Origin of the sequence: Bradyrhizobium sp. AZCC 2230, assembly GCF_036924495.1 — a bacterium.
GTDB lineage: Bacteria > Pseudomonadota > Alphaproteobacteria > Rhizobiales > Xanthobacteraceae > Bradyrhizobium > Bradyrhizobium rifense.
Map to the genome: position 1 here is coordinate 2,604,155 of NZ_JAZHRS010000001.1, position 17,420 is coordinate 2,621,574.

The window sequence follows — 17,420 nt, forward strand, 5'->3', positions numbered from 1 at the left end:
GTATCAATCTTCTAGTCATTCCGGGGCGATGCGCAGCATCGAACCCGGAATCCATTCATCCGCCGTCACCGCTGCACAATGGATTCCGGGTTCGCGCTACGCGCGCCCCGGAATGACGAGCTAATCGCTCGTCGCTTCCTTCAGCACCTTCTGCAGGGTGTCGCCCTGCATGCGGGTGATGTCGTCCTGATACTTGAGCAGCGCGCCCAGCGTGTCACCGACCACTTGCGGGGTCAGCGACCGGGCATCGAGCTCGGACAGAGCGGTGGCCCAGTCGATGGTCTCGGCGACACCAGGCGACTTGTAGAAGTCCTGGTTGCGCAGCGCCTGCACGAAGCGCACGACCTGCTGCGACAGCTTAGCCGAGATGCCGGGCACGCGCGACTTGACGATCGCGAGCTCGCGGTCGGCGGCGGGATAATCGACCCAGTGATAGAGACAGCGCCGCTTCAGGGCGTCGTGAATCTCGCGGGTGCGATTGGAGGTGATGATGACGATCGGCGGATGCGGCGCCTTCACGGTGCCGAATTCGGGGATCGTCACCTGGAAGTCGCTGAGGATTTCCAGAAGATAGGCTTCGAACGCCTCGTCGGCGCGGTCGAGCTCGTCGATCAGCAACACCGGCGGGCCGGCGACGTCGGGCTCCAGCGCCTGAAGCAGCGGCCGCTTGATCATGTAGCGGTCGGCAAAGATGTCGCTCGAGAGCTGATCGCGGTCGGTATCGCCGGCCGCTTCCGCCATCCGGATCGCGATCATCTGCGCGGCGCTGTTCCACTCATAGACCGCGGAGGAGACGTCGAGGCCCTCGTAGCACTGCAGGCGGATCAGCTTCCGCCCCAGCGCCGCCGACAGCACCTTTGCGATCTCGGTCTTGCCGACGCCGGCCTCGCCTTCGAGAAACAGCGGCCGCCCCATACGCAGCGAGAGATACGTCACCGTCGCCAGCGACCGCTCGGCGAGATAGCCGCGCGAGGTCAAAAGTTCGAGCATCGCATCGACCGATGCCGGCAAGGTCGCTGAAGTCATGAAAGGCCAGTCTCGTTTGCGCCCTCAACGGGGCAAGTATTGGGCCAGTTGATGAGGCCCATCATTCCTTGGCATTGGCGGCATCGAGGGCGCGCCGCGTCAGCACGCCGATGAGATGCGCGCGGTATTCGGCGCTGCCGTGGATGTCGCTGTTCAGCCCTTCCGCCGGCACCTCGATGCCATCGAGCACTTTCGACGCGAACCGCTTCTTCAGCGCTTCCTCGAAGGCCTCGACGCGGAACACGCCGTCCGAGCCCGCACCGGTCACGGCAACCCGCACGTCCGACGGGCGCCGTGCCACGAACACGCCGACCAGCGCATAGCGCGAGGCCTGGTTGCGGAACTTGATGTAGGCCGCCTTCTTCGGCAGCGGGAACATCACCTTGGTGATGATCTCGTCGGCTTCCAGCGCAGTCGTGAACAGGCCCTGGAAATACTCCTCGGCCTTGAGGCGGCGCTTGTTGGTGACGATGGTCGCGCCGAGTGCGAGGACTGCGGCCGGATAATCCGCGGTCGGATCGTTGTTGGCGAGCGAGCCGCCGATAGTGCCGCGGTGGCGCACGGCGGGATCACCGATCTGGCTGGCGAGATTGGCCAGTGCCGGGATCGCCTCGCCGACGATGGCCGAGGTCGCGACCTCGGCATGCTTGGCGGTGGCGCCGATCACCAACGAACGGCCCTTCATCTCGATCATGTTGAGCCCCTCGATATGGGAGAGGTCGACCAGATGCGGGGGGCTTGCGAGCCGCTGCTTCATGACGGGAATCAGCGTGTGACCGCCTGCGACCAGCTTGGCGTCTTCGTTCTTCACCAGGAGGTTGGCAGCCTGCCGCACGGTCCCGGGGCGATGGTATTTGAATTCGTACATGGGGATGTCCTGATCGCGGGATGCGTGCGCGGGTTACGCGAGATCGGATTTCGCCATCGCCTTCGCGCCGGCGGCGATCGAGGCGACGATGTTCTGGTAGCCGGTGCAACGGCAGAGATTGCCTTCCAGCTCCTCGCGGATGGTGTGGTCGTCGAGCTCATTGCCCTTGCGATGCACGATGTCGATCGCGGTCATGATCATGCCGGGCGTGCAGAAGCCGCACTGCAGGCCATGGTGCTCACGGAAGGCCTCCTGCATCGGATGCAGCGGCGCGCCATCGGCCGCCAGCCCCTCGATGGTCTTGACCTCGTGGCCATCAGCCATCACGGCCAGGGTGGTGCAGGATTTCACGGCCTTGCCGTCGAGATGCACGACGCAGGCGCCGCACTGCGAGGTGTCGCAGCCGACATGGGTGCCGGTCAGCCGCAGATTCTCGCGCAGGAACTGCACGAGGAGCGTACGCGGGTCGACATTGCCGGTAACAGGATTGCCGTTCACGATAAGGGAGATTTTTGCCATAAGCACTCTCTATCAGCGCCCCGACGGGTCCCGTCGAAGCGGTTCTTTTTTATAATTATTCCAACCCATCATATGGGCCATTATGGCCGGGGGCAATATTGCCCCGGGCGCAAGGTGCCATGACGAAAGCGAGGACGTTCAGGCCTGTACCGCCTTGGCGAAATTCGCGAAAAACTCATCAGCGAGCTTCTTGGCGGTGCCGTTGATCAGCCGCTGCCCGAGCTGCGCCAACTTGCCGCCGATCTGCGCCTCGACCTCGTAGGACAGCAGCGTGCCGCCGTCCTTCTCCGCAAGCTTCACCACGGCGCCACCCTTGGCAAAGCCGGCCACGCCACCCTCGCCTTCGCCCGAGATCTTGTAGCCGTTCGGCGGGTCGAGATCGCTCAGCGTCACCTTGCCCTTGAAGCGCGCCGAGACCGGGCCGACCTTCATTTTCGCCGTTGCGCGAAAACCGCCGTCGTCGGTCTTCTCCAGCTCCTCGCAGCCGGGGATGCAGGCCTTCAGCACCGCGGGGTCATTGAGCTTCTCCCACACGGCCTCGCGCGGCGCCGCAAGCTGGACTTCGCCGTTCATTGTCATGGCCATGGGGTGCCTCCCGGGATCGCAAAAGGTGGGGATGCTCAAGTAACGCACGGAGGCCGCAAAGGAAAGGGCAGCCCCCGGTCACGTGCAATGCATATTCGCACCTGCAAAATGCCTTGTGCGGTCGGTCAGGGATTGGCAGAGCCGGAGCATGGTGATTAGGTCCGGCGCAACATGAGCACAGCCCTCTCCCCCCTGCTTGCGCCGATGCTGTCGAGCGCTGCCATGCGCGCCGTCTGCGACGACCGGTCCACCCTGCAAAACATGCTCGATTTCGAGGCAACCCTGGCCCGGGCCGAGGCCGCCGCGGGTGTGATTCCCGCATCCGCAGTGGGCCCGATCGAAGCTGCCTGCAAGGCCGACACCTTCGACATGGCTGTGCTGGCCGAGGCCGCGACCCGGTCGGGCAATCTCGCGATCCCCCTGGTCAAGGCGCTGACCGCCAATGTCGGCAAGGCCGACAGCGAGGCTGCGCGTTACGTGCATTGGGGCGCGACCAGCCAGGACGTCATCGACACCGCGACCATGCTCACGCTTCGCGCGGCAATCGATGCGCTGGACGCCGATCTCAGCCGCGCCATCAAGGGCTTTGCGACACTTGCCCGCGCCCATCGCAACACCGCGATGGTGGCACGAACCTGGCTTCAGCACGCGCTGCCGATGCCGTTCGGGCTGAAGGCTGCCGAATATGCCTCGAGCCTCGCCCGCGCCCGCGGCCGCCTGCGGCGGCTCCGCCGCGAGGGCCTTGCGCTCCAATTCGGCGGCGCCGCCGGCACGCTCGCAGCTCTCGGCGACAACGGGCTCGCGGTCGCCGAACGGCTGGCGCAGGAGCTGAACCTGCCGCTGCCCGAAGCGCCCTGGCATACCCATCGCGACCGCATCGCGGAGGCCGCCTCAAGCTTCGCGATTCTCGCCGGCACCTGCGGCAAGATCGCGCGCGACGTCTCGCTGATGATGCAGACCGATGTCGGTGAAGCCTTCGAGCCCGCCGGCGAGGGCCGCGGCGGGTCCTCGACCATGCCGCACAAGCGCAACCCGGTCGCGGCCGCAAGCGCGCTTGGCTGCGCGACCATGGCGCCGCAACTCGCCGCGACGATTTTTGCGGCCCAGGTGCAGGACCACGAGCGCAGCGCCGGCCCCTGGCACGCGGAATGGCCGACGCTGCCCCAATTGATGCTGGTCACCTCGGGCGCACTTGCGGCCATCGTCGACATCGCCGAAGGGCTGGACGTCGATGCCGCGCGCATGCGCAGCAATCTCGATGCGACGCACGGGCTGATCATGGCGGAAGCCGTCACCTTTGCGCTGGCCGACAAGATCGGCAAGAGCGACGCCCACCATCTGATCGAGGCCGCCAGCAAGCGCGCGGTTGCCGAGAAGAAACATCTGCGCGAAATTCTCGCCGCCGATTCGCAGGTCACTGCGCATCTGACGCCCGAGAAAATAGCGGCATTATTTGAGCCGATGGCCTATCAGGGGGCGTCGCAGGCCTTGATTGACCGGCTGCTCGACAGCCTCGACCGCGAATAGAGCAGCCTTGGAGCGGACATAAAACGGAGACGCCGCATGCCCATGATCGATGCCGACGGTTGCCTGATCAACGTCTCCGTCGAGGGCCGCGACGGCGGACCGACCTTGATGCTCTCCAACTCGCTCGGCTGTACGCTGCAGATGTGGGAGCCGCAGATGAAGGCGCTGACGCAGGTGTTCCGCGTCATCCGCTACGACCGCCGCGGCCACGGTAAGTCAAGCGTAGCCCCCGCGCCCTATACGATGGAACGTTTCGGCCGCGACGTGCTTGCGATCCTCGACGATCTCAACATCGAGAAGGTGCATTGGTGCGGCCTGTCAATGGGCGGAATGGTCGGGCAATGGCTGGGCGCGAATGCGCCGGAGCGCTTCGGCAAGCTCATCCTCGCCAACACCTCCTGCTATTACGCCGAGCCGACCAGATGGCTGGAGCGCATCGACGCGGTGAAGAAGGGCGGCATCGCCGCGGTCGCCGACGCCGTGATCGCCGGCTGGCTCACCCAGGATTTCCGCGAGCGCGAGCCTGACATCACCGCCAGGATGAAGGCGATGCTGCTCGCGACCCCGGTCGAGGGCTATCTGGCCTGCTGCGAGGCGCTGTCGACCCTCGACCAGCGCGCGCTGCTGCCTGACATCAAGAGCCCGACGCTGGTGATCGCCGGCCGCCACGACCAGGCAACCCCGATCTCCGCGGGCGAGCTGATCCGCTCGAATATTCCCGGCGCGAGCATGACCATCATCGACGCCGCCCACATTTCCAATGTCGAGCAGCCGCACGCGTTTACCGACGCGGTGGTGGGATTCCTGACGCAGCGCTAGTCGCTATCCGGAGAAACAACATGGACGATCAGAAGCGCCGCGATGCCGGCATGAACGTGCGCCGAAAAGTGCTGGGCAATGCCTGGGTCGACAAGTCGATCGCCAACCGCAACGCCTTCAACACCGACTTCCAGGACATGATCACCCGCTACGCCTGGGGCGAGATCTGGACGCGGCCGCATTTCGACGAGCGCACGCGGCGGGTTCTGGTGATCGGCACCATGGTCGCGCTTGGGCAATGGGACGAATTCCGCTTGCACGTGCGCGCGGCGCTTGCCGAGGGCGGCTTCACCCCCGACGACATCAAGGAAATCTTGCTGCAGCAGGCGATCTATTGCGGCGTTCCGGCGGCGAACCACGCCGTCAAGGAAGCCTCAGCGATTGTGCAGGAGCTCGGCCTGCTCAAGACCTAGCGGCGCTGTGTCTGCGACGTCGACGGTCTTCGGCGCAGCCGCCGGCCGCTCGATCACCAGCACGACCGCGGCACCGAGCAGCAGCAGAAGCTCGGTGGCGTGCAGCCGAAGCGCGGCCATCTCGCCGACCTTCGAGGCCATCACCATGCTCGCAAACGAGATCAGGCTGCCGATCGCGAGCGCAATGCCGAGCGCCTCGTCGCTGGCCCCGCTCTTGCGGGTGCGCGGAATGGCGAGCAGCGCAAGATAGATCGCGAAGAACGCCACCACGGTCAGCCGCCCGAGCGCCAGCAGCCAGGCGGCGCGCACCGTGCTCAGGCCGGACATCTGAAGCTGGTCGCTGAGGAACAGCGCCACGGCAACGCTCGGCCGCTCATAGAGGCCGTGCACCGGCGCCACCATGATGTTGAAGGCGACCATCGTCCAGGCCGGAATGAAATAAGCCGCCACCAGCGCGCCGTTGACCGAGCCGATCCGCCAATTCCTGAACATGCCGCTTCCCGCTTCGCCTGCTACCCGCCTTCGAGGGAAGGCTTTGCCGGGAGCTAACTCGCATCGGACTGTGGCGGCAATTTAAACCCTTTGTTTACCTTAACCGGCCCGGTGCGTGCCGCCGCCCGAGAAGAGGCCCCGCCTTGCGGCGGGGCCTCCGTCACTCCCGGGCTCCCAGATCTGGTCCCCAACTCTACTTGTCGTCCTGACGGTGCTGGCCGCCCTGCTGCTGACCGGGCTTGTCGCCCTGGCGCTGCGGATCCTGCTGCTGCTGGCCGGGCTTTTGGCCACCGCCCTGCTGGCCGGGGTTCTGGCTCTGCTGGCCCGGCTTCTGGTTCTGCTGGTTCGTCATTGGGGGAACTCCTTGTTGGACGTCAGTGCGGAATAACCGTCAGGATCGACTTTGGTTGCTCCGCGAACCCGGTTCCTCGCAGTTGCGGGAACTGCGATATGACACCCGAAACCGAAATGACCTCTGTACAAGCCTTTATGCCGAGACATGACCAGTTGCAGCCGCCAGTTCCCTCCTGTTACAAAACGGGAAGAACGCTCAAGGGCTGCCGGGGCCCGAGAAGAAACTTAAGCACTCTCTCGAAGACCTCCCTTTGAGTCGCGTCAGGTTTGGGTAACGGCAGCCTATGGATTATTTCACCCAGCAGCTCATCAACGGCCTCGTGCTTGGCTCCATCTACGGCCTGATCGCGATCGGCTACACGATGGTCTACGGCATCGTCGGCATGATCAATTTCGCCCATGGCGACATCTTCATGATCGGCGGCTTCATCGCACTGATCACCTTCCTGATCCTGATCTCGCTCGGCCTGACCGCGATCCCTGTGATCCTGCTGGTGGTGCTGCTGGTCTCGATGGCGATCACGGCGCTCTATGGCTGGACCATCGAACGCATCGCCTACCGGCCGCTGCGCCATTCCTTCCGCCTCGCACCGATGCTGTCGGCGATCGGCATGTCCTTCGTGCTGACCAACTACTCTCAGATAGCGCAAGGCGCGCGCGTCAAGCCGATCCCTCCCCTTATCACCGGTGGCTACACGCTGCATGAGAGCGCGGACGGCTTCGTGATCCGGCTCTCCAACGTCCAGATCCTGGTGGTCATCACCACCATCGTGTTGCTGGCGATCTTCACCTGGCTGGTCTCGCGCACAAGGCTCGGGCGCGACATGCGCGCCTGCGAGCAGGACCAGACCATGGCGGCGCTGCTCGGCGTCGACGTCGACCGCACCATCTCCATGACCTTCGTGATCGGCGCTGCGCTCGCCGCGGTCGCCGGCCTGATGTACCTGCTCTATTACGGCCTGGTCGATTTCTTCATGGGCTTCGTCGCCGGCATCAAGGCCTTCACCGCCGCCGTGCTCGGCGGCATCGGCTCGCTGCCGGGCGCCATGCTCGGCGGCCTCGCGATCGGCCTGATCGAGACGTTCTGGTCGGCCTATTTCTCGGTCGAGTACAAGGACGTCGCCGCGTTCTCGATCCTGATCGTCGTGCTGATTTTCATGCCGACCGGCCTGCTCGGCCGTCCCGAAGTCGAAAAAGTCTGACGGACCGCCCCGCGTGACAGCCACCCCGCACAAGACCAGCAACGCAAGTCGCACCGCCGGCATCCCCTTCCTTCTGAAGACCGCTTTCATCAACGCAGCGATCGCGCTGGTGCTGTTCTCGCTGATGGTCGGCATCCGTACCGAGGCGGGCTCCGACGGCCAGCTCACCTATTGGACGCGCTTCGGCGACCTCGCCGCGCTCGTCGGCGCAGTGTTCGGCGGCTCGATCGTGATCGAGCTGCTCAGGCAATGGATCGGCCCGACGGGCGCCGAGAAACTCGTGCCGCCGGCCGTGCAGAGCGGGATATCGTTCATCGGCCGCTACCTCGCGCCAGCGCTTCTGATCTTCACGCTGCTGGTGCCCGTGATCTTCTATAACCAGCGCTACATCCTCGACCTCGCGATCCTCGTGCTCACCTATGTGATGCTGGGCTGGGGCCTCAACGTGGTGGTCGGGCTCGCCGGCCTGCTCGATCTCGGCTACGTCGCCTTCTACGCGGTCGGCGCCTATTCCTACGGGCTGCTCGCCACCAGTTTCGGCTGGTCGTTCTGGGTCTGCCTGCCGCTCGCCGGCATCCTTGCCGCGTTCTGGGGCGTGCTGCTCGGCTTTCCCGTGCTGCGCCTGCGCGGCGACTATCTCGCGATCGTGACGCTCGCGTTCGGCGAGATCATCCGTCTCGTGATCATCAACTGGCAGGAGCTGACGGGTGGTCCGAACGGCGTCTCCGGCATTCCCCGCCCTTCCTTCTTCGGCATTCCGCTCGACAACAGCGACGACGGGTTGGCTGCAAAACTCGGCATCGAATACTCGCCGACCCATCGCATCGTCTTCCTGTTCTATCTGATCCTGGCGCTGGCGCTGCTGACCAACTGGGTCACGATCCGCCTGCGCCGCCTGCCGATCGGCCGCGCCTGGGAGGCGCTGCGCGAGGACGAGGTCGCTTGCCGCGCGCTCGGCATCAACACCACGACGACCAAGCTCACGGCGTTCGCAACAGGCGCGATGTTCGGCGGCTTTGCCGGCGCGTTCTTCGCGACCCGTCAGGGCTTCATCAGCCCGGAATCCTTTACCTTCCAGGAATCGGCACTGGTGCTCGCCATCGTCGTGCTCGGCGGCATGGGCTCCCAGCTCGGCGTCGCGCTTGCGGCACTCACAATGATCGGCGGCTTCGAGCTGTTCCGCAGCCTCGAGAACTACCGCATGCTGGTATTCGGCATGGCGATGGTGCTGATCATGATCTGGCGGCCGCGCGGCATCATCGGCCATCGTGCACCGACCGTGTACCTGACCAAGGCGCAAGCCATCTCCTCCGACCTCGTCAAGGAGGGGCACGGATGAGCGGCGAACCAATTCTCAGCGTCGAGCAGCTCACCATGCGCTTCGGCGGCATCGTTGCCGTACAGGAATTGTCGTTTGCGGCCGAACGGAAGAAGATCACCGCGCTGATCGGACCGAACGGCGCCGGCAAGACCACCGTCTTCAACTGCATCACCGGCTTCTACAAGCCGAGCGGCGGCGCCATCCGCCTCACCCATGACGATGGCCGGCAGATCGCGCTGGAGCGGCTCAACGATTTCCGCATCGCCAAGCAGGCCAAGGTCGCCCGCACCTTCCAGAACATCCGGCTGTTTCCCGGCATGACCGCGCTCGAGAACCTGATGGTGGCGCAGCACAACGCGCTGATGCTTGCCTCTGGCTTTACGTTTCTCGGCCTGATCGGCGTCCCCACCTATCGCGACGCCGAAAAGCGGGCGATCGCGCTTGCTACCGACTGGCTCAAGCGGATCAACCTGCTCGACCGCGCCGATGATGCTGCCGGCAATCTCGCCTATGGCGACCAGCGCCGGCTCGAGATCGCGCGCGCGATGTGCACCGAGCCCGCGCTTCTCTGCCTGGACGAGCCCGCCGCGGGCCTCAATGCGCGCGAGAGCGCCGCGCTGAGCGAGCTGTTGCTGTCGATCCGCAACGAGCTCGGCACCTCGATCCTGCTGATCGAGCACGACATGTCCGTGGTCATGGAGATCTCCGACCACATCGTGGTGATGGACCACGGCGTGAAGATCGCGCAGGGCACGCCGCGAGAGGTCCGCGACGATCCCAAGGTGATCGCCGCCTATCTCGGCACCGACGAGGACGAGGCTGTGGCCGTGATGGAGAGCGGGTCGTGACGTCTGCCCCCGCTCCCCTGCTCGCGATTCGCAGCTTGCGCGCTGCCTACGGCAAGATCGAGGCGCTGAAGGGCGTCGACGTCGAGATCAATGCCGGCGAGATCGTGGCAATGATCGGCGCCAACGGCGCCGGCAAATCGACGCTGATGATGACCATCTTCGGCAAGCCGCGCGCCCGTGCCGGCCAGATCCTGTACGAAGGCCGCGACATCACCGACGTATCCACCCACGAGATCGCGCATCTGCGTATCGCGCAGTCGCCGGAAGGCCGCCGCATCTTTCCGCGCATGAGCGTGGCGGAAAACCTCCAGATGGGCGCGGACGCCACCGAATGCACCGATGCGGAGCGGGAGGCGACGCTGGAGCGCGTGTTCACGCTGTTTCCGCGGCTGAAGGAACGCTACGTCCAGCGCGGCGGGACGCTGTCCGGCGGCGAGCAGCAGATGCTGGCGATCGGGCGCGCCCTGATGAGCCGCCCGCGCCTGCTCCTGCTCGACGAACCCTCGCTCGGGCTCGCACCGCTGATCGCCCGCCAGATTTTTGACGCGATCCGGACCCTGAACCGGCAGGACGGCCTGACCGTCCTGATCGTCGAGCAGAACGCCAACCATGCGCTCAAGCTCGCCCACCGCGGCTACGTCATGGTCAATGGCCTGATCACGCTTGCCGGAACCGGCGCCGAGTTGCTGCAGCGCCCCGAGATTCGCGCCGCCTATCTGGAAGGCGGCCGGCACGGCTGAGCCGCCCAGGTCGGGGCTGAGCCCCGGTTCAGTGCGGCGGAATGCGCCGAAATATCTGCGCTTGTGCCCGTATTTTGCCGGTGACTTCTCCCGGGATTCAATCAAGAATGGCGCCGGTTTGAACCGGGCCAACCCGGCAACTTCCACAGGCGATCACCCACGAGGTATCTCATGAAATCACTGAAGCTCATCGGTCTGGCATTCGGCGCTTCGATCGCGCTGTCGAGCGCGGCATTCGCGCAGGATGTCACCATCGCAGTCGCAGGCCCGATGACAGGCACGGAGTCCGCATTCGGCCGGCAGATGAAGAACGGCGCCGAGATGGCCGTGGCTGATATCAACGCCGCCGGCGGCGTCAACGGCAAGAAGCTCGCGCTCAATGTCGAGGACGATGCCTGCGATCCCAAGCAGGCGCGCTCGATTGCGGAAAAGATCGCCGGTGCGAAGATCCCCTTCGTCACCGGGCATTACTGCTCGTCGTCGTCGATCCCGGCGTCGGAAGCCTATGCCGACGGTAACGTGCTTGAAATTACACCTGCGTCGACCAACCCGCTTTTCACCGAGCGCAAGCTCTGGAACGTGGCGCGCGTCTGCGGCCGTGACGATCAGCAGGGCCTGATCGCGGCGCAGTACATCGCCAAGAACTTCAAGGGCAAGAACATCGCGATCCTCAACGACAAGACCACCTACGGCAAGGGTCTGGCGGACGAGACCAAGAAGGCGCTCAACAAGGCCGGCATCACCGAGAAGATGTACGAGTCCTACAACAAGGGCGACAAGGACTTTAACGCGATCGTCTCGCGCCTGAAGCGTGACAACATCGATCTCGTCTATGTCGGCGGCTACCACCAGGAAAGCGGCTTGATCCTGCGCCAGATGCGCGACCAGGGCCTCAAGACGATCCTGATGGCCGGCGACGCGCTTGCCGACAAGGAGTACGCCTCCATCACCGGCCCTGCCGGCGAGGGCACGCTGTTCACCTTCGGCCCCGATCCGCGCAACAAGCCGACCGCGAAGAAGATCGTCGACGCCTTCAAGGCCAAGAACATCGACCCCGAGGGCTACACGCTCTACACCTACGCGGCGATGCAGGTCTGGTCGCAGGCGGCCAAGAAGGCCGGCACCACCGACGCCAAGAAGGTCATGGAAGCGATGAAGGCCGGCAAGTGGGACACCGTGATCGGCCCGATCGAGTATGACGCCAAGGGCGACATCAAGCAGCTCGACTACGTCGTCTACAAGTGGGACGCCAAGGGCAACTACGCCGAGATCAAGGGCTCCGGCACCTGAGACAGGACGGCTGACCCTTTAGCCAGACCGACGTCAACGCCCCGGTTCGCCGGGGCGTTTTCTCTTGCAGTCCGATCAGACGGCTGCGGACAATTCTCCGCCCGCAGCCTCTTGGGCCTTCTGGAGCGCTTGCAGCAGATCGTTCGGCCGAAACGGCTTTTGCAGGCAGACCACGCCGTCAAGGCCGGGCGCCTCGCCGATGAAGTCCAGCGCAGTCATGCCCGATACCGCCACGATCGGAAATCCGGGAACCCGCTCGCGAATAGCGGCCATAACCTCGATACCGCTGGTGTCAGTCAGAAAAATGTCGACAATCGCAGCGTCGAAAACGTCCTCGCCGAAGGCCTTTAGGCCGGCCGCGCCGCTCTCCGCTTCAACTACGTCATAACGGTTGACCCGAAGGACGATCGAGACCATGGCGCGGACGTCCTTCTGGTCATCGACAACAAGGACACGGGGCATGGGAACAACTCCCAGATTCATATCATTAATTGGTTCAATTCAACGGCGACGTCCGCCAAGGCAGCATGGGTCGGTCCAGTAAAGCCAACCTTACCGATTCCCTATTCCGATTCCCTGTCCGAGTTAAGTAAGCTGTAACCCTCGGTTGAGTCGTGGGCGCGTTCCCTCAGGACATGCGCCCGGAGCCGGCTACCATGGAGACCAAAGGCAGCCGGCCAACGCAGTCATGTGGACTACCCATGCCGACCCAGCGAGAGGTCAACGTGCACGCAAAGAACGACCGAAGCACATTTCTTTCGACCTTGCCGGCCGCGCAGAGCGATCGCACTGCAGCATTGGCGATCGTCGGCGTCTCCGCGATCCTGTTCGCGCTGGCTGTCCCCTTCGCAGGGACGCCGCTGATCCAGGTACCGGCCTTCGTGTCCAGCTACCAATCGGCGCTTGCCGTCAGCGACATCATCACCGCGGTTCTGCTGCTGTCGCAATTCGCAGTGCTGCGCAGCCGCGCGCTGCTGCTGCTGTCGACCGGGTATCTGTTCACCGCAGCAGCGGCGGTGACCCACGCCCTCACCTTCCCGGGCTTGTTCGCACCGACCGGGCTGTTGGGCGCGAGCTTGCAGACCACCGTCTGGCTGTACATGATCTGGCACGGGGGATTCCCGCTGTTCGTGCTGGCCTATGGCTGGCTCAAGGACGGCAACGGCGGCAACAAGATCGACGGACCGGCTGGCCGTCCGATCATGCTCGCCGTCCTCGGCGTGGTTGCGGCGATGGTCGTCATTGCCTGGTTCGTCACGGCGCAGCACGATCTGCTGCCGGTCCTGCTCAGGGACGGCCGATACACCACCACCATGATCGGCGTGGTGTCATTCGTCTGGTCGTTGAGTTTCGCGGCGCTGATCACGCTGTGGCTCCGCAAGCCGCATACGGTGATCGACGTCTGGCTCATGGTCACGATGTGCGCCTGGCTGTTCGACATCGCGCTGTCGGCGATCGTCAATGTCGCCCGCTACGATCTCGGCTTCTACGCCGGGCGCATTTACGGCCTCTGCGCCGCGAGCTTCGTGCTCGCCGTGCTCCTGATCGAGAACGTCCGCCTCCAGGCGACGACGGTGGACCTGGTCGGCCGGCTGCGCGAACAGTCGGCCTCGGATCGCGACTTCTACTCGAAACGCCTCGCGCTGTATGGCGCCGTCGTCGAGTCCTCCAACGATGCGATCATCACCGAGTCGCTCGACGGCATCATCACCGGCTGGAACAAGGCTGCCGAGCGCCTGTTCGGCTATCCTGCCGCCGAGGCCGTCGGCCAGTCGATCTACCTCGTTGTGCCGGAGGACCAGAGGGCCGAAGCCAGGGGCATGCTCAACCGCATCAGCAGCAACGAGTCGATTGCCCAGCACGAGACGGTGCGCATCCGCAAGGATGGCCGTCAACTCGACGTCGTCCTGAACGTCTCGCCGCTGCGATCGGACGGCGGGCAAATCATCGGTGCGTCCAAGATCGCCCATGACATCACCGAGGAAAAGCAATCGCGCGAGAAGCTACGCCGCGAGACCGAGGAGCGCCAGCGCATCTTCGAGACGTCGCGCGACCTGATCCTGGTCACCGACGGTTTTGGCAATTTCATCCAGGTCAGCCCGAGCGTGAAGGACATCCTCGGCTTGAGCCCGGAGGACATGATCGGACACAGCGCGACCGACTTCATCCATCCCGACGACCTCGAGAATACGCGCAGCGAGATGCGCGCGGCGCGCCGCGGCCAGACCAAGCGCAGCTTCGAGGCGCGCTACTACCATTTTGACGGCCACGAGGTCACGCTGAACTGGATGGGCACCTGGTCGGAGCCGGTGAAGCGCCATTTCTTCATCGGCCGCGACCTCACCGAGAAGCAGGCTGCGGAGGCCCAGTTCCGGCAGGTCCAGAAGATGGATTCGATCGGCCAGCTGACCGGCGGCGTCGCCCACGATTTCAACAATGTGCTCACCGTCATCACCGGCACGATCGGCATCTTGGCGGATGCGGTCGCCGACCGGCCAGAGCTCGCCGCCATCACCAAGCTGATCGACGATGCCGCCGAGCGCGGCGCGCAGCTGACCAAGCACCTGCTCGCCTTCGCCCGCAAGCAGCCGCTTCAGCCGCGCGAGATCGATGTCAATGCGCTGACGCTCGAGGCGGCCAAGCTGCTGCACCCGACACTCGGCGAGCAGATCTCCATCCTGCCGCAGCTCACCGAGGATGCCTGGCCCGCTCTGGTCGATCCGGGCCAGCTTTCCACCGCGATCCTCAATCTCGCGCTGAACGCGCGCGATGCCATGCCGGACGGCGGCACGCTGGTGCTGGAGACCCGCAACATCTTCCTCGACGACGGCTATGCCAGCATGAATCCCGACGTCGTCGCCGGCAATTACGTGATGATCGCGGTGAGCGATACCGGTTCAGGCATCCCGGCGGACCTGATCGAGCGGGTGTTCGATCCGTTCTTCACCACCAAAGAGGTCGGCAAGGGCACCGGCCTCGGTCTGAGCATGGTGTTCGGCTTCGTCAAGCAATCCGGCGGCCACATCAAGATCTACAGCGAGGAAGGCCACGGCACGAGCGTGAAGATCTACCTGCCGCGTTCCACCGGCGTGCAGGAGACCGAGTACGAAGCGCTCCAGAACGTGCCCATTACCGGCGGCGACGAGAGAATCCTCGTCGTCGAGGACGACACGCTGGTGCGGCAGTATGTCATGACCCAGGTCAAGAGCCTCGGCTATACCGCGCTCGAAGCCGCCAACGCGGCCGAAGCCCTCGTCATCATCGATACCGACAAGGACATCGACCTGCTCTTCACCGACATCATCATGCCCGGCAACATGAACGGTCGCCAGCTCGCCGACGAGGCAGCGCGGCGGCGCCCCGAGCTGAAGACGCTGTTCACCTCGGGCTATACGGAAAACGCCATCGTCCATCACGGCCGGCTCGATTCCGGCGTGCTGCTGCTGGCAAAGCCCTACCGCAAGTCGGAGCTCGCCAAGATGCTCAGGACGGCGCTGGCGAGTTGAGCGTGCCGCTCGCCTGCGCTATCGCTGAGGCGATGCAGCGGAGTGCCGTCCTTGAAGAACCTCCTCACCGATATCGCCGGCGTCCGCGTCGGCCACGCCCATGATGCAAAACTTGCCTCGGGCACGACGGCGATCGTGTTCGACCAGCCGGCGGTCGCGGCGATCGATGTCCGCGGCGGCGGTCCCGGCACGCGCGAGGACACGTTGCTCGACCTTGCCAGCACACAGGATCGCGTCGATGCGATCGCGCTGTCCGGCGGCTCCGCCTTCGGGATCGAGGCCGGCGGCGGCATCCAGGCCTGGCTTGCCGAGCAGGGCCGCGGTTTCCGCGTCCGCGAGGCGCTGATCCCGCTCGTCCCGGGCGCGATCCTGTTCGATCTGCTCAATGGCGGCGACAAGGCGTGGGGCCGCTTCGCGCCCTATCGCGATCTCGGCTACGCAGCTGCTGTCTCCGCCGGCACCGAGTTCGCGCTCGGCAGCGTTGGTGCCGGATTGGGTGCCACCACAGCGACTTTCAAGGGCGGCCTCGGCTCGGCGTCCGCCGTCACCAGCAGCGGCATCACAGTCGCGGCGCTCATCGCCGTCAATGCGGTCGGCAGCGCCACCGTCGGCGACGGACCATGGTTTTGGGCGGCGCCGTTCGAGGTCGACGGCGAGTTCGGCGGCCGTGGACTGCCTGACAAATTTACCAACGACATGCTCAGGATGCGCATCAAGGGTGGCCCCGCCGCAACCGAGCGCGAAAACACCACGATCGGCGTCGTCGTCACAGACGCCGTGCTGACCAAGCCCCAGGCCAAGCGGCTGGCGATGATCGCGCATACCGGCCTCGCGCGCGCGATCTATCCAGTGCATGCCCCGACCGATGGTGACGTTCTGTTCGCCGCCGCGACATGCGCGCAGCCGATCGATCCGATCGCAGGCCTCACCGAGCTCGGCATGGTCGCCGCCAACGTCGTCGCACGTGCGATCGCCCGCGGCATCTACAGCGCGACCGCGCTGCCGTTCCCGGGCGCACTGCCGGCGTGGAAAGACCGGTTTGGCTAGGGCTTCCAGAGCGCGTTTACACGCTCATCGACATCGATGAAGAGGCCGAGGCAGCGGACGATCCCTGCCCCTGGCGCTGCATCATCTGCGCAAACCAGTCATAGGGCGAATTGCCTGCGCCCGATCCATTTGAGGAGCTGGAGGCGCCCGGCACCGTGGTCGTCATCTTGAAGCCGTCGGCATAGGTGACGGTGGTGGTGGTCGAGCCGTCGGCGCCGGTCGACGTGGTCGAGGTCGACCCGCCGCTCGACGAGGACGAAGAGGAATCCGAGTTGCTGCCGGACGCATCGCCCGAGCCGCTCGCGGCCTGCGCGTGATGGTGGCCGCCATGATGGCCGCCGGCGCCCTTCAGCGCCTTCGACATCTCGTCGAGGCTGACGCTGCCGTCGGAATTGCTATCGAGCTTGGAGAACACGTCGTCGGCTTGCGCGAGATTGGTGCCGCCGGCGCCAAGCGCGTTCTCGAACTCCGACTTGGTGATCTGGCCGTCGCCATTGGCGTCGATCTGCGAGAACAGATCCTTCAACGCGTCGTCCTGGCTGGTCGATGTCGAGGACGTCGCGCTCGACGATGTGGAGCTGGTCGAGCTGCTGGTGGCGCTCGTACTGTCCGACGACTGGCTTTGCGCGGCGATCAGCGCGCTCATCGTCTCCGGCGAGATCTGCGCGCAATTGCCGGAATTGACCGACGAGGTCGCACCACTGCTCGTGCTGTTGCTGCTGGTGTCGATCGCGAACGGATCGGTCGCGCCTTGCGACGATCCGGTCTTCTGTGTCGACGACGAGGACTTCGAGTTCGTCAGCGATTGAATGGCATCGAGCGCACCCGAGACGGCGCCAAGCGCAAACAACATTGCAACAACT

At 64.8% G+C, this 17,420-nt stretch carries 18 protein-coding genes; 10 read left to right on the forward strand and 8 right to left on the reverse strand.

Annotated elements, in window-relative coordinates; genetic code table 11:
* Positions 1-120: 120 nt before the first annotated feature.
* The 4 genes from V1280_RS12770 to V1280_RS12785 form a co-directional block, all read right to left on the reverse strand.
* Positions 121-1,026 (reverse strand): AAA family ATPase, encoded by a 906-nt coding sequence (locus tag V1280_RS12770; RefSeq protein ID WP_148751516.1) that lies wholly within the window; start codon positions 1,024-1,026, stop codon positions 121-123.
* A 61-nt stretch (positions 1,027-1,087) separates the two neighbouring features.
* Complete coding sequence (locus tag V1280_RS12775; RefSeq protein WP_334523902.1) at positions 1,088-1,894, reverse strand: FAD binding domain-containing protein; 807 nt, start codon at positions 1,892-1,894, stop codon at positions 1,088-1,090.
* 33 nt (positions 1,895-1,927) lie between these two features.
* Positions 1,928-2,413 (reverse strand): (2Fe-2S)-binding protein, encoded by a 486-nt coding sequence (locus V1280_RS12780; RefSeq protein ID WP_237865742.1) that lies wholly within the window; start codon positions 2,411-2,413, stop codon positions 1,928-1,930.
* A 138-nt stretch (positions 2,414-2,551) separates the two neighbouring features.
* A complete protein-coding gene (locus V1280_RS12785) occupies positions 2,552-2,998 on the reverse strand; it encodes an SRPBCC family protein (protein ID WP_334523910.1) in 447 nt (148 codons plus the stop codon).
* 171 nt (positions 2,999-3,169) lie between these two features.
* Between V1280_RS12785 and V1280_RS12790 the strand changes: the two genes are divergently transcribed.
* From V1280_RS12790 to V1280_RS12800, 3 genes are read left to right on the forward strand one after another with little or no spacing between them, the layout of a single operon-like run.
* Positions 3,170-4,525, forward strand: a complete 1,356-nt coding sequence (locus V1280_RS12790; protein WP_334523913.1) for a 3-carboxy-cis,cis-muconate cycloisomerase — start codon at positions 3,170-3,172, stop codon at positions 4,523-4,525.
* A gap of 36 nt (positions 4,526-4,561) precedes the next feature.
* Positions 4,562-5,344 carry a 3-oxoadipate enol-lactonase gene (pcaD, locus tag V1280_RS12795; RefSeq protein WP_334523916.1) on the forward strand — a complete coding sequence of 261 codons (783 nt, stop codon included), beginning with the start codon at positions 4,562-4,564 and terminating at the stop codon, positions 5,342-5,344.
* Between the two features lie 20 nt (positions 5,345-5,364).
* The gene (locus V1280_RS12800; protein WP_028142897.1) at positions 5,365-5,757 is read left to right on the forward strand and encodes a carboxymuconolactone decarboxylase family protein; all 393 of its coding nucleotides are present in this window, start codon (positions 5,365-5,367) and stop codon (positions 5,755-5,757) included.
* Here the strand turns inward: V1280_RS12800 and V1280_RS12805 are convergent.
* The gene (locus V1280_RS12805) at positions 5,719-6,249 is read right to left on the reverse strand and encodes a hypothetical protein (protein ID WP_334523921.1); all 531 of its coding nucleotides are present in this window, start codon (positions 6,247-6,249) and stop codon (positions 5,719-5,721) included. The two genes, V1280_RS12800 and V1280_RS12805, sit on opposite strands and share 39 nt — an antisense overlap.
* Positions 6,250-6,442: 193 nt before the next feature.
* Positions 6,443-6,601, reverse strand: a complete 159-nt coding sequence (locus V1280_RS12810; RefSeq protein WP_187436909.1) for a hypothetical protein — start codon at positions 6,599-6,601, stop codon at positions 6,443-6,445.
* Between the two features lie 286 nt (positions 6,602-6,887).
* Between V1280_RS12810 and V1280_RS12815 the strand changes: the two genes are divergently transcribed.
* From V1280_RS12815 to V1280_RS12835, 5 genes are all read left to right on the forward strand, one after another.
* On the forward strand, positions 6,888-7,805 hold the full coding sequence (locus V1280_RS12815) for an ABC transporter permease subunit (protein ID WP_148773097.1): 918 nt from the start codon (positions 6,888-6,890) through the stop codon (positions 7,803-7,805).
* Positions 7,806-7,818: 13 nt separating this feature from the next.
* The gene (gene livM / locus V1280_RS12820) at positions 7,819-9,144 is read left to right on the forward strand and encodes a high-affinity branched-chain amino acid ABC transporter permease LivM (protein WP_148773096.1); all 1,326 of its coding nucleotides are present in this window, start codon (positions 7,819-7,821) and stop codon (positions 9,142-9,144) included.
* Positions 9,141-9,974: an ABC transporter ATP-binding protein gene (locus tag V1280_RS12825; protein ID WP_148773095.1), complete on the forward strand. Its 834-nt coding sequence runs from the start codon at positions 9,141-9,143 to the stop codon at positions 9,972-9,974. Before livM ends, V1280_RS12825 begins: the two co-directional genes overlap by 4 nt.
* Entirely contained in the window at positions 9,971-10,714 is a 744-nt protein-coding gene (locus V1280_RS12830) for an ABC transporter ATP-binding protein (RefSeq protein ID WP_334523936.1), read from the forward strand. The genes V1280_RS12825 and V1280_RS12830 overlap by 4 nt, the downstream gene beginning before the upstream one ends.
* Before the next feature lie 171 nt (positions 10,715-10,885).
* Positions 10,886-12,004, forward strand: coding sequence for a branched-chain amino acid ABC transporter substrate-binding protein (locus V1280_RS12835; RefSeq protein WP_334523939.1), 1,119 nt, complete (start codon positions 10,886-10,888; stop codon positions 12,002-12,004).
* 75 nt (positions 12,005-12,079) lie between these two features.
* Here the strand turns inward: V1280_RS12835 and V1280_RS12840 are convergent, their stop codons facing one another.
* Positions 12,080-12,466 carry a response regulator gene (locus V1280_RS12840; protein WP_334523942.1) on the reverse strand — a complete coding sequence of 129 codons (387 nt, stop codon included), beginning with the start codon at positions 12,464-12,466 and terminating at the stop codon, positions 12,080-12,082.
* 239 nt (positions 12,467-12,705) lie between these two features.
* On the opposite strand from V1280_RS12840, the gene V1280_RS12845 reads away from it, so the two are divergent.
* Positions 12,706-15,510, forward strand: a complete 2,805-nt coding sequence (locus V1280_RS12845) for a PAS domain S-box protein (protein WP_334523945.1) — start codon at positions 12,706-12,708, stop codon at positions 15,508-15,510.
* 51 nt (positions 15,511-15,561) lie between these two features.
* Positions 15,562-16,557, forward strand: coding sequence for a P1 family peptidase (locus V1280_RS12850; RefSeq protein WP_334523948.1), 996 nt, complete (start codon positions 15,562-15,564; stop codon positions 16,555-16,557).
* A 16-nt stretch (positions 16,558-16,573) separates the two neighbouring features.
* On the opposite strand, the gene V1280_RS12855 is transcribed toward V1280_RS12850, so the two are convergent.
* Complete coding sequence (locus V1280_RS12855; RefSeq protein WP_334523951.1) at positions 16,574-17,410, reverse strand: EF-hand domain-containing protein; 837 nt, start codon at positions 17,408-17,410, stop codon at positions 16,574-16,576.
* Positions 17,411-17,420: the final 10 nt, after the last annotated feature.

Bases quoted from the DNA above. Each gene is read 5' to 3' on its own strand.
- V1280_RS12770 (WP_148751516.1), bottom strand. From the start codon at position 1,026: ATGACTTCAGCGACCTTGCCGGCATCGGTCGATGCGATGCTCGAACTT.
- V1280_RS12775 (WP_334523902.1), bottom strand. From the start codon at position 1,894: ATGTACGAATTCAAATACCATCGCCCCGGGACCGTGCGGCAGGCTGCC.
- V1280_RS12780 (WP_237865742.1), bottom strand. From the start codon at position 2,413: ATGGCAAAAATCTCCCTTATCGTGAACGGCAATCCTGTTACCGGCAAT.
- V1280_RS12785 (WP_334523910.1), bottom strand. From the start codon at position 2,998: ATGGCCATGACAATGAACGGCGAAGTCCAGCTTGCGGCGCCGCGCGAG.
- V1280_RS12790 (WP_334523913.1), top strand. From the start codon at position 3,170: ATGAGCACAGCCCTCTCCCCCCTGCTTGCGCCGATGCTGTCGAGCGCT.
- pcaD (WP_334523916.1), top strand. From the start codon at position 4,562: ATGCCCATGATCGATGCCGACGGTTGCCTGATCAACGTCTCCGTCGAG.
- V1280_RS12800 (WP_028142897.1), top strand. From the start codon at position 5,365: ATGGACGATCAGAAGCGCCGCGATGCCGGCATGAACGTGCGCCGAAAA.
- V1280_RS12805 (WP_334523921.1), bottom strand. From the start codon at position 6,249: ATGTTCAGGAATTGGCGGATCGGCTCGGTCAACGGCGCGCTGGTGGCG.
- V1280_RS12810 (WP_187436909.1), bottom strand. From the start codon at position 6,601: ATGACGAACCAGCAGAACCAGAAGCCGGGCCAGCAGAGCCAGAACCCC.
- V1280_RS12815 (WP_148773097.1), top strand. From the start codon at position 6,888: ATGGATTATTTCACCCAGCAGCTCATCAACGGCCTCGTGCTTGGCTCC.
- V1280_RS12825 (WP_148773095.1), top strand. From the start codon at position 9,141: ATGAGCGGCGAACCAATTCTCAGCGTCGAGCAGCTCACCATGCGCTTC.
- V1280_RS12835 (WP_334523939.1), top strand. From the start codon at position 10,886: ATGAAATCACTGAAGCTCATCGGTCTGGCATTCGGCGCTTCGATCGCG.
- V1280_RS12840 (WP_334523942.1), bottom strand. From the start codon at position 12,466: ATGCCCCGTGTCCTTGTTGTCGATGACCAGAAGGACGTCCGCGCCATG.
- V1280_RS12845 (WP_334523945.1), top strand. From the start codon at position 12,706: ATGCCGACCCAGCGAGAGGTCAACGTGCACGCAAAGAACGACCGAAGC.
- V1280_RS12855 (WP_334523951.1), bottom strand. From the start codon at position 17,410: ATGTTGTTTGCGCTTGGCGCCGTCTCGGGTGCGCTCGATGCCATTCAA.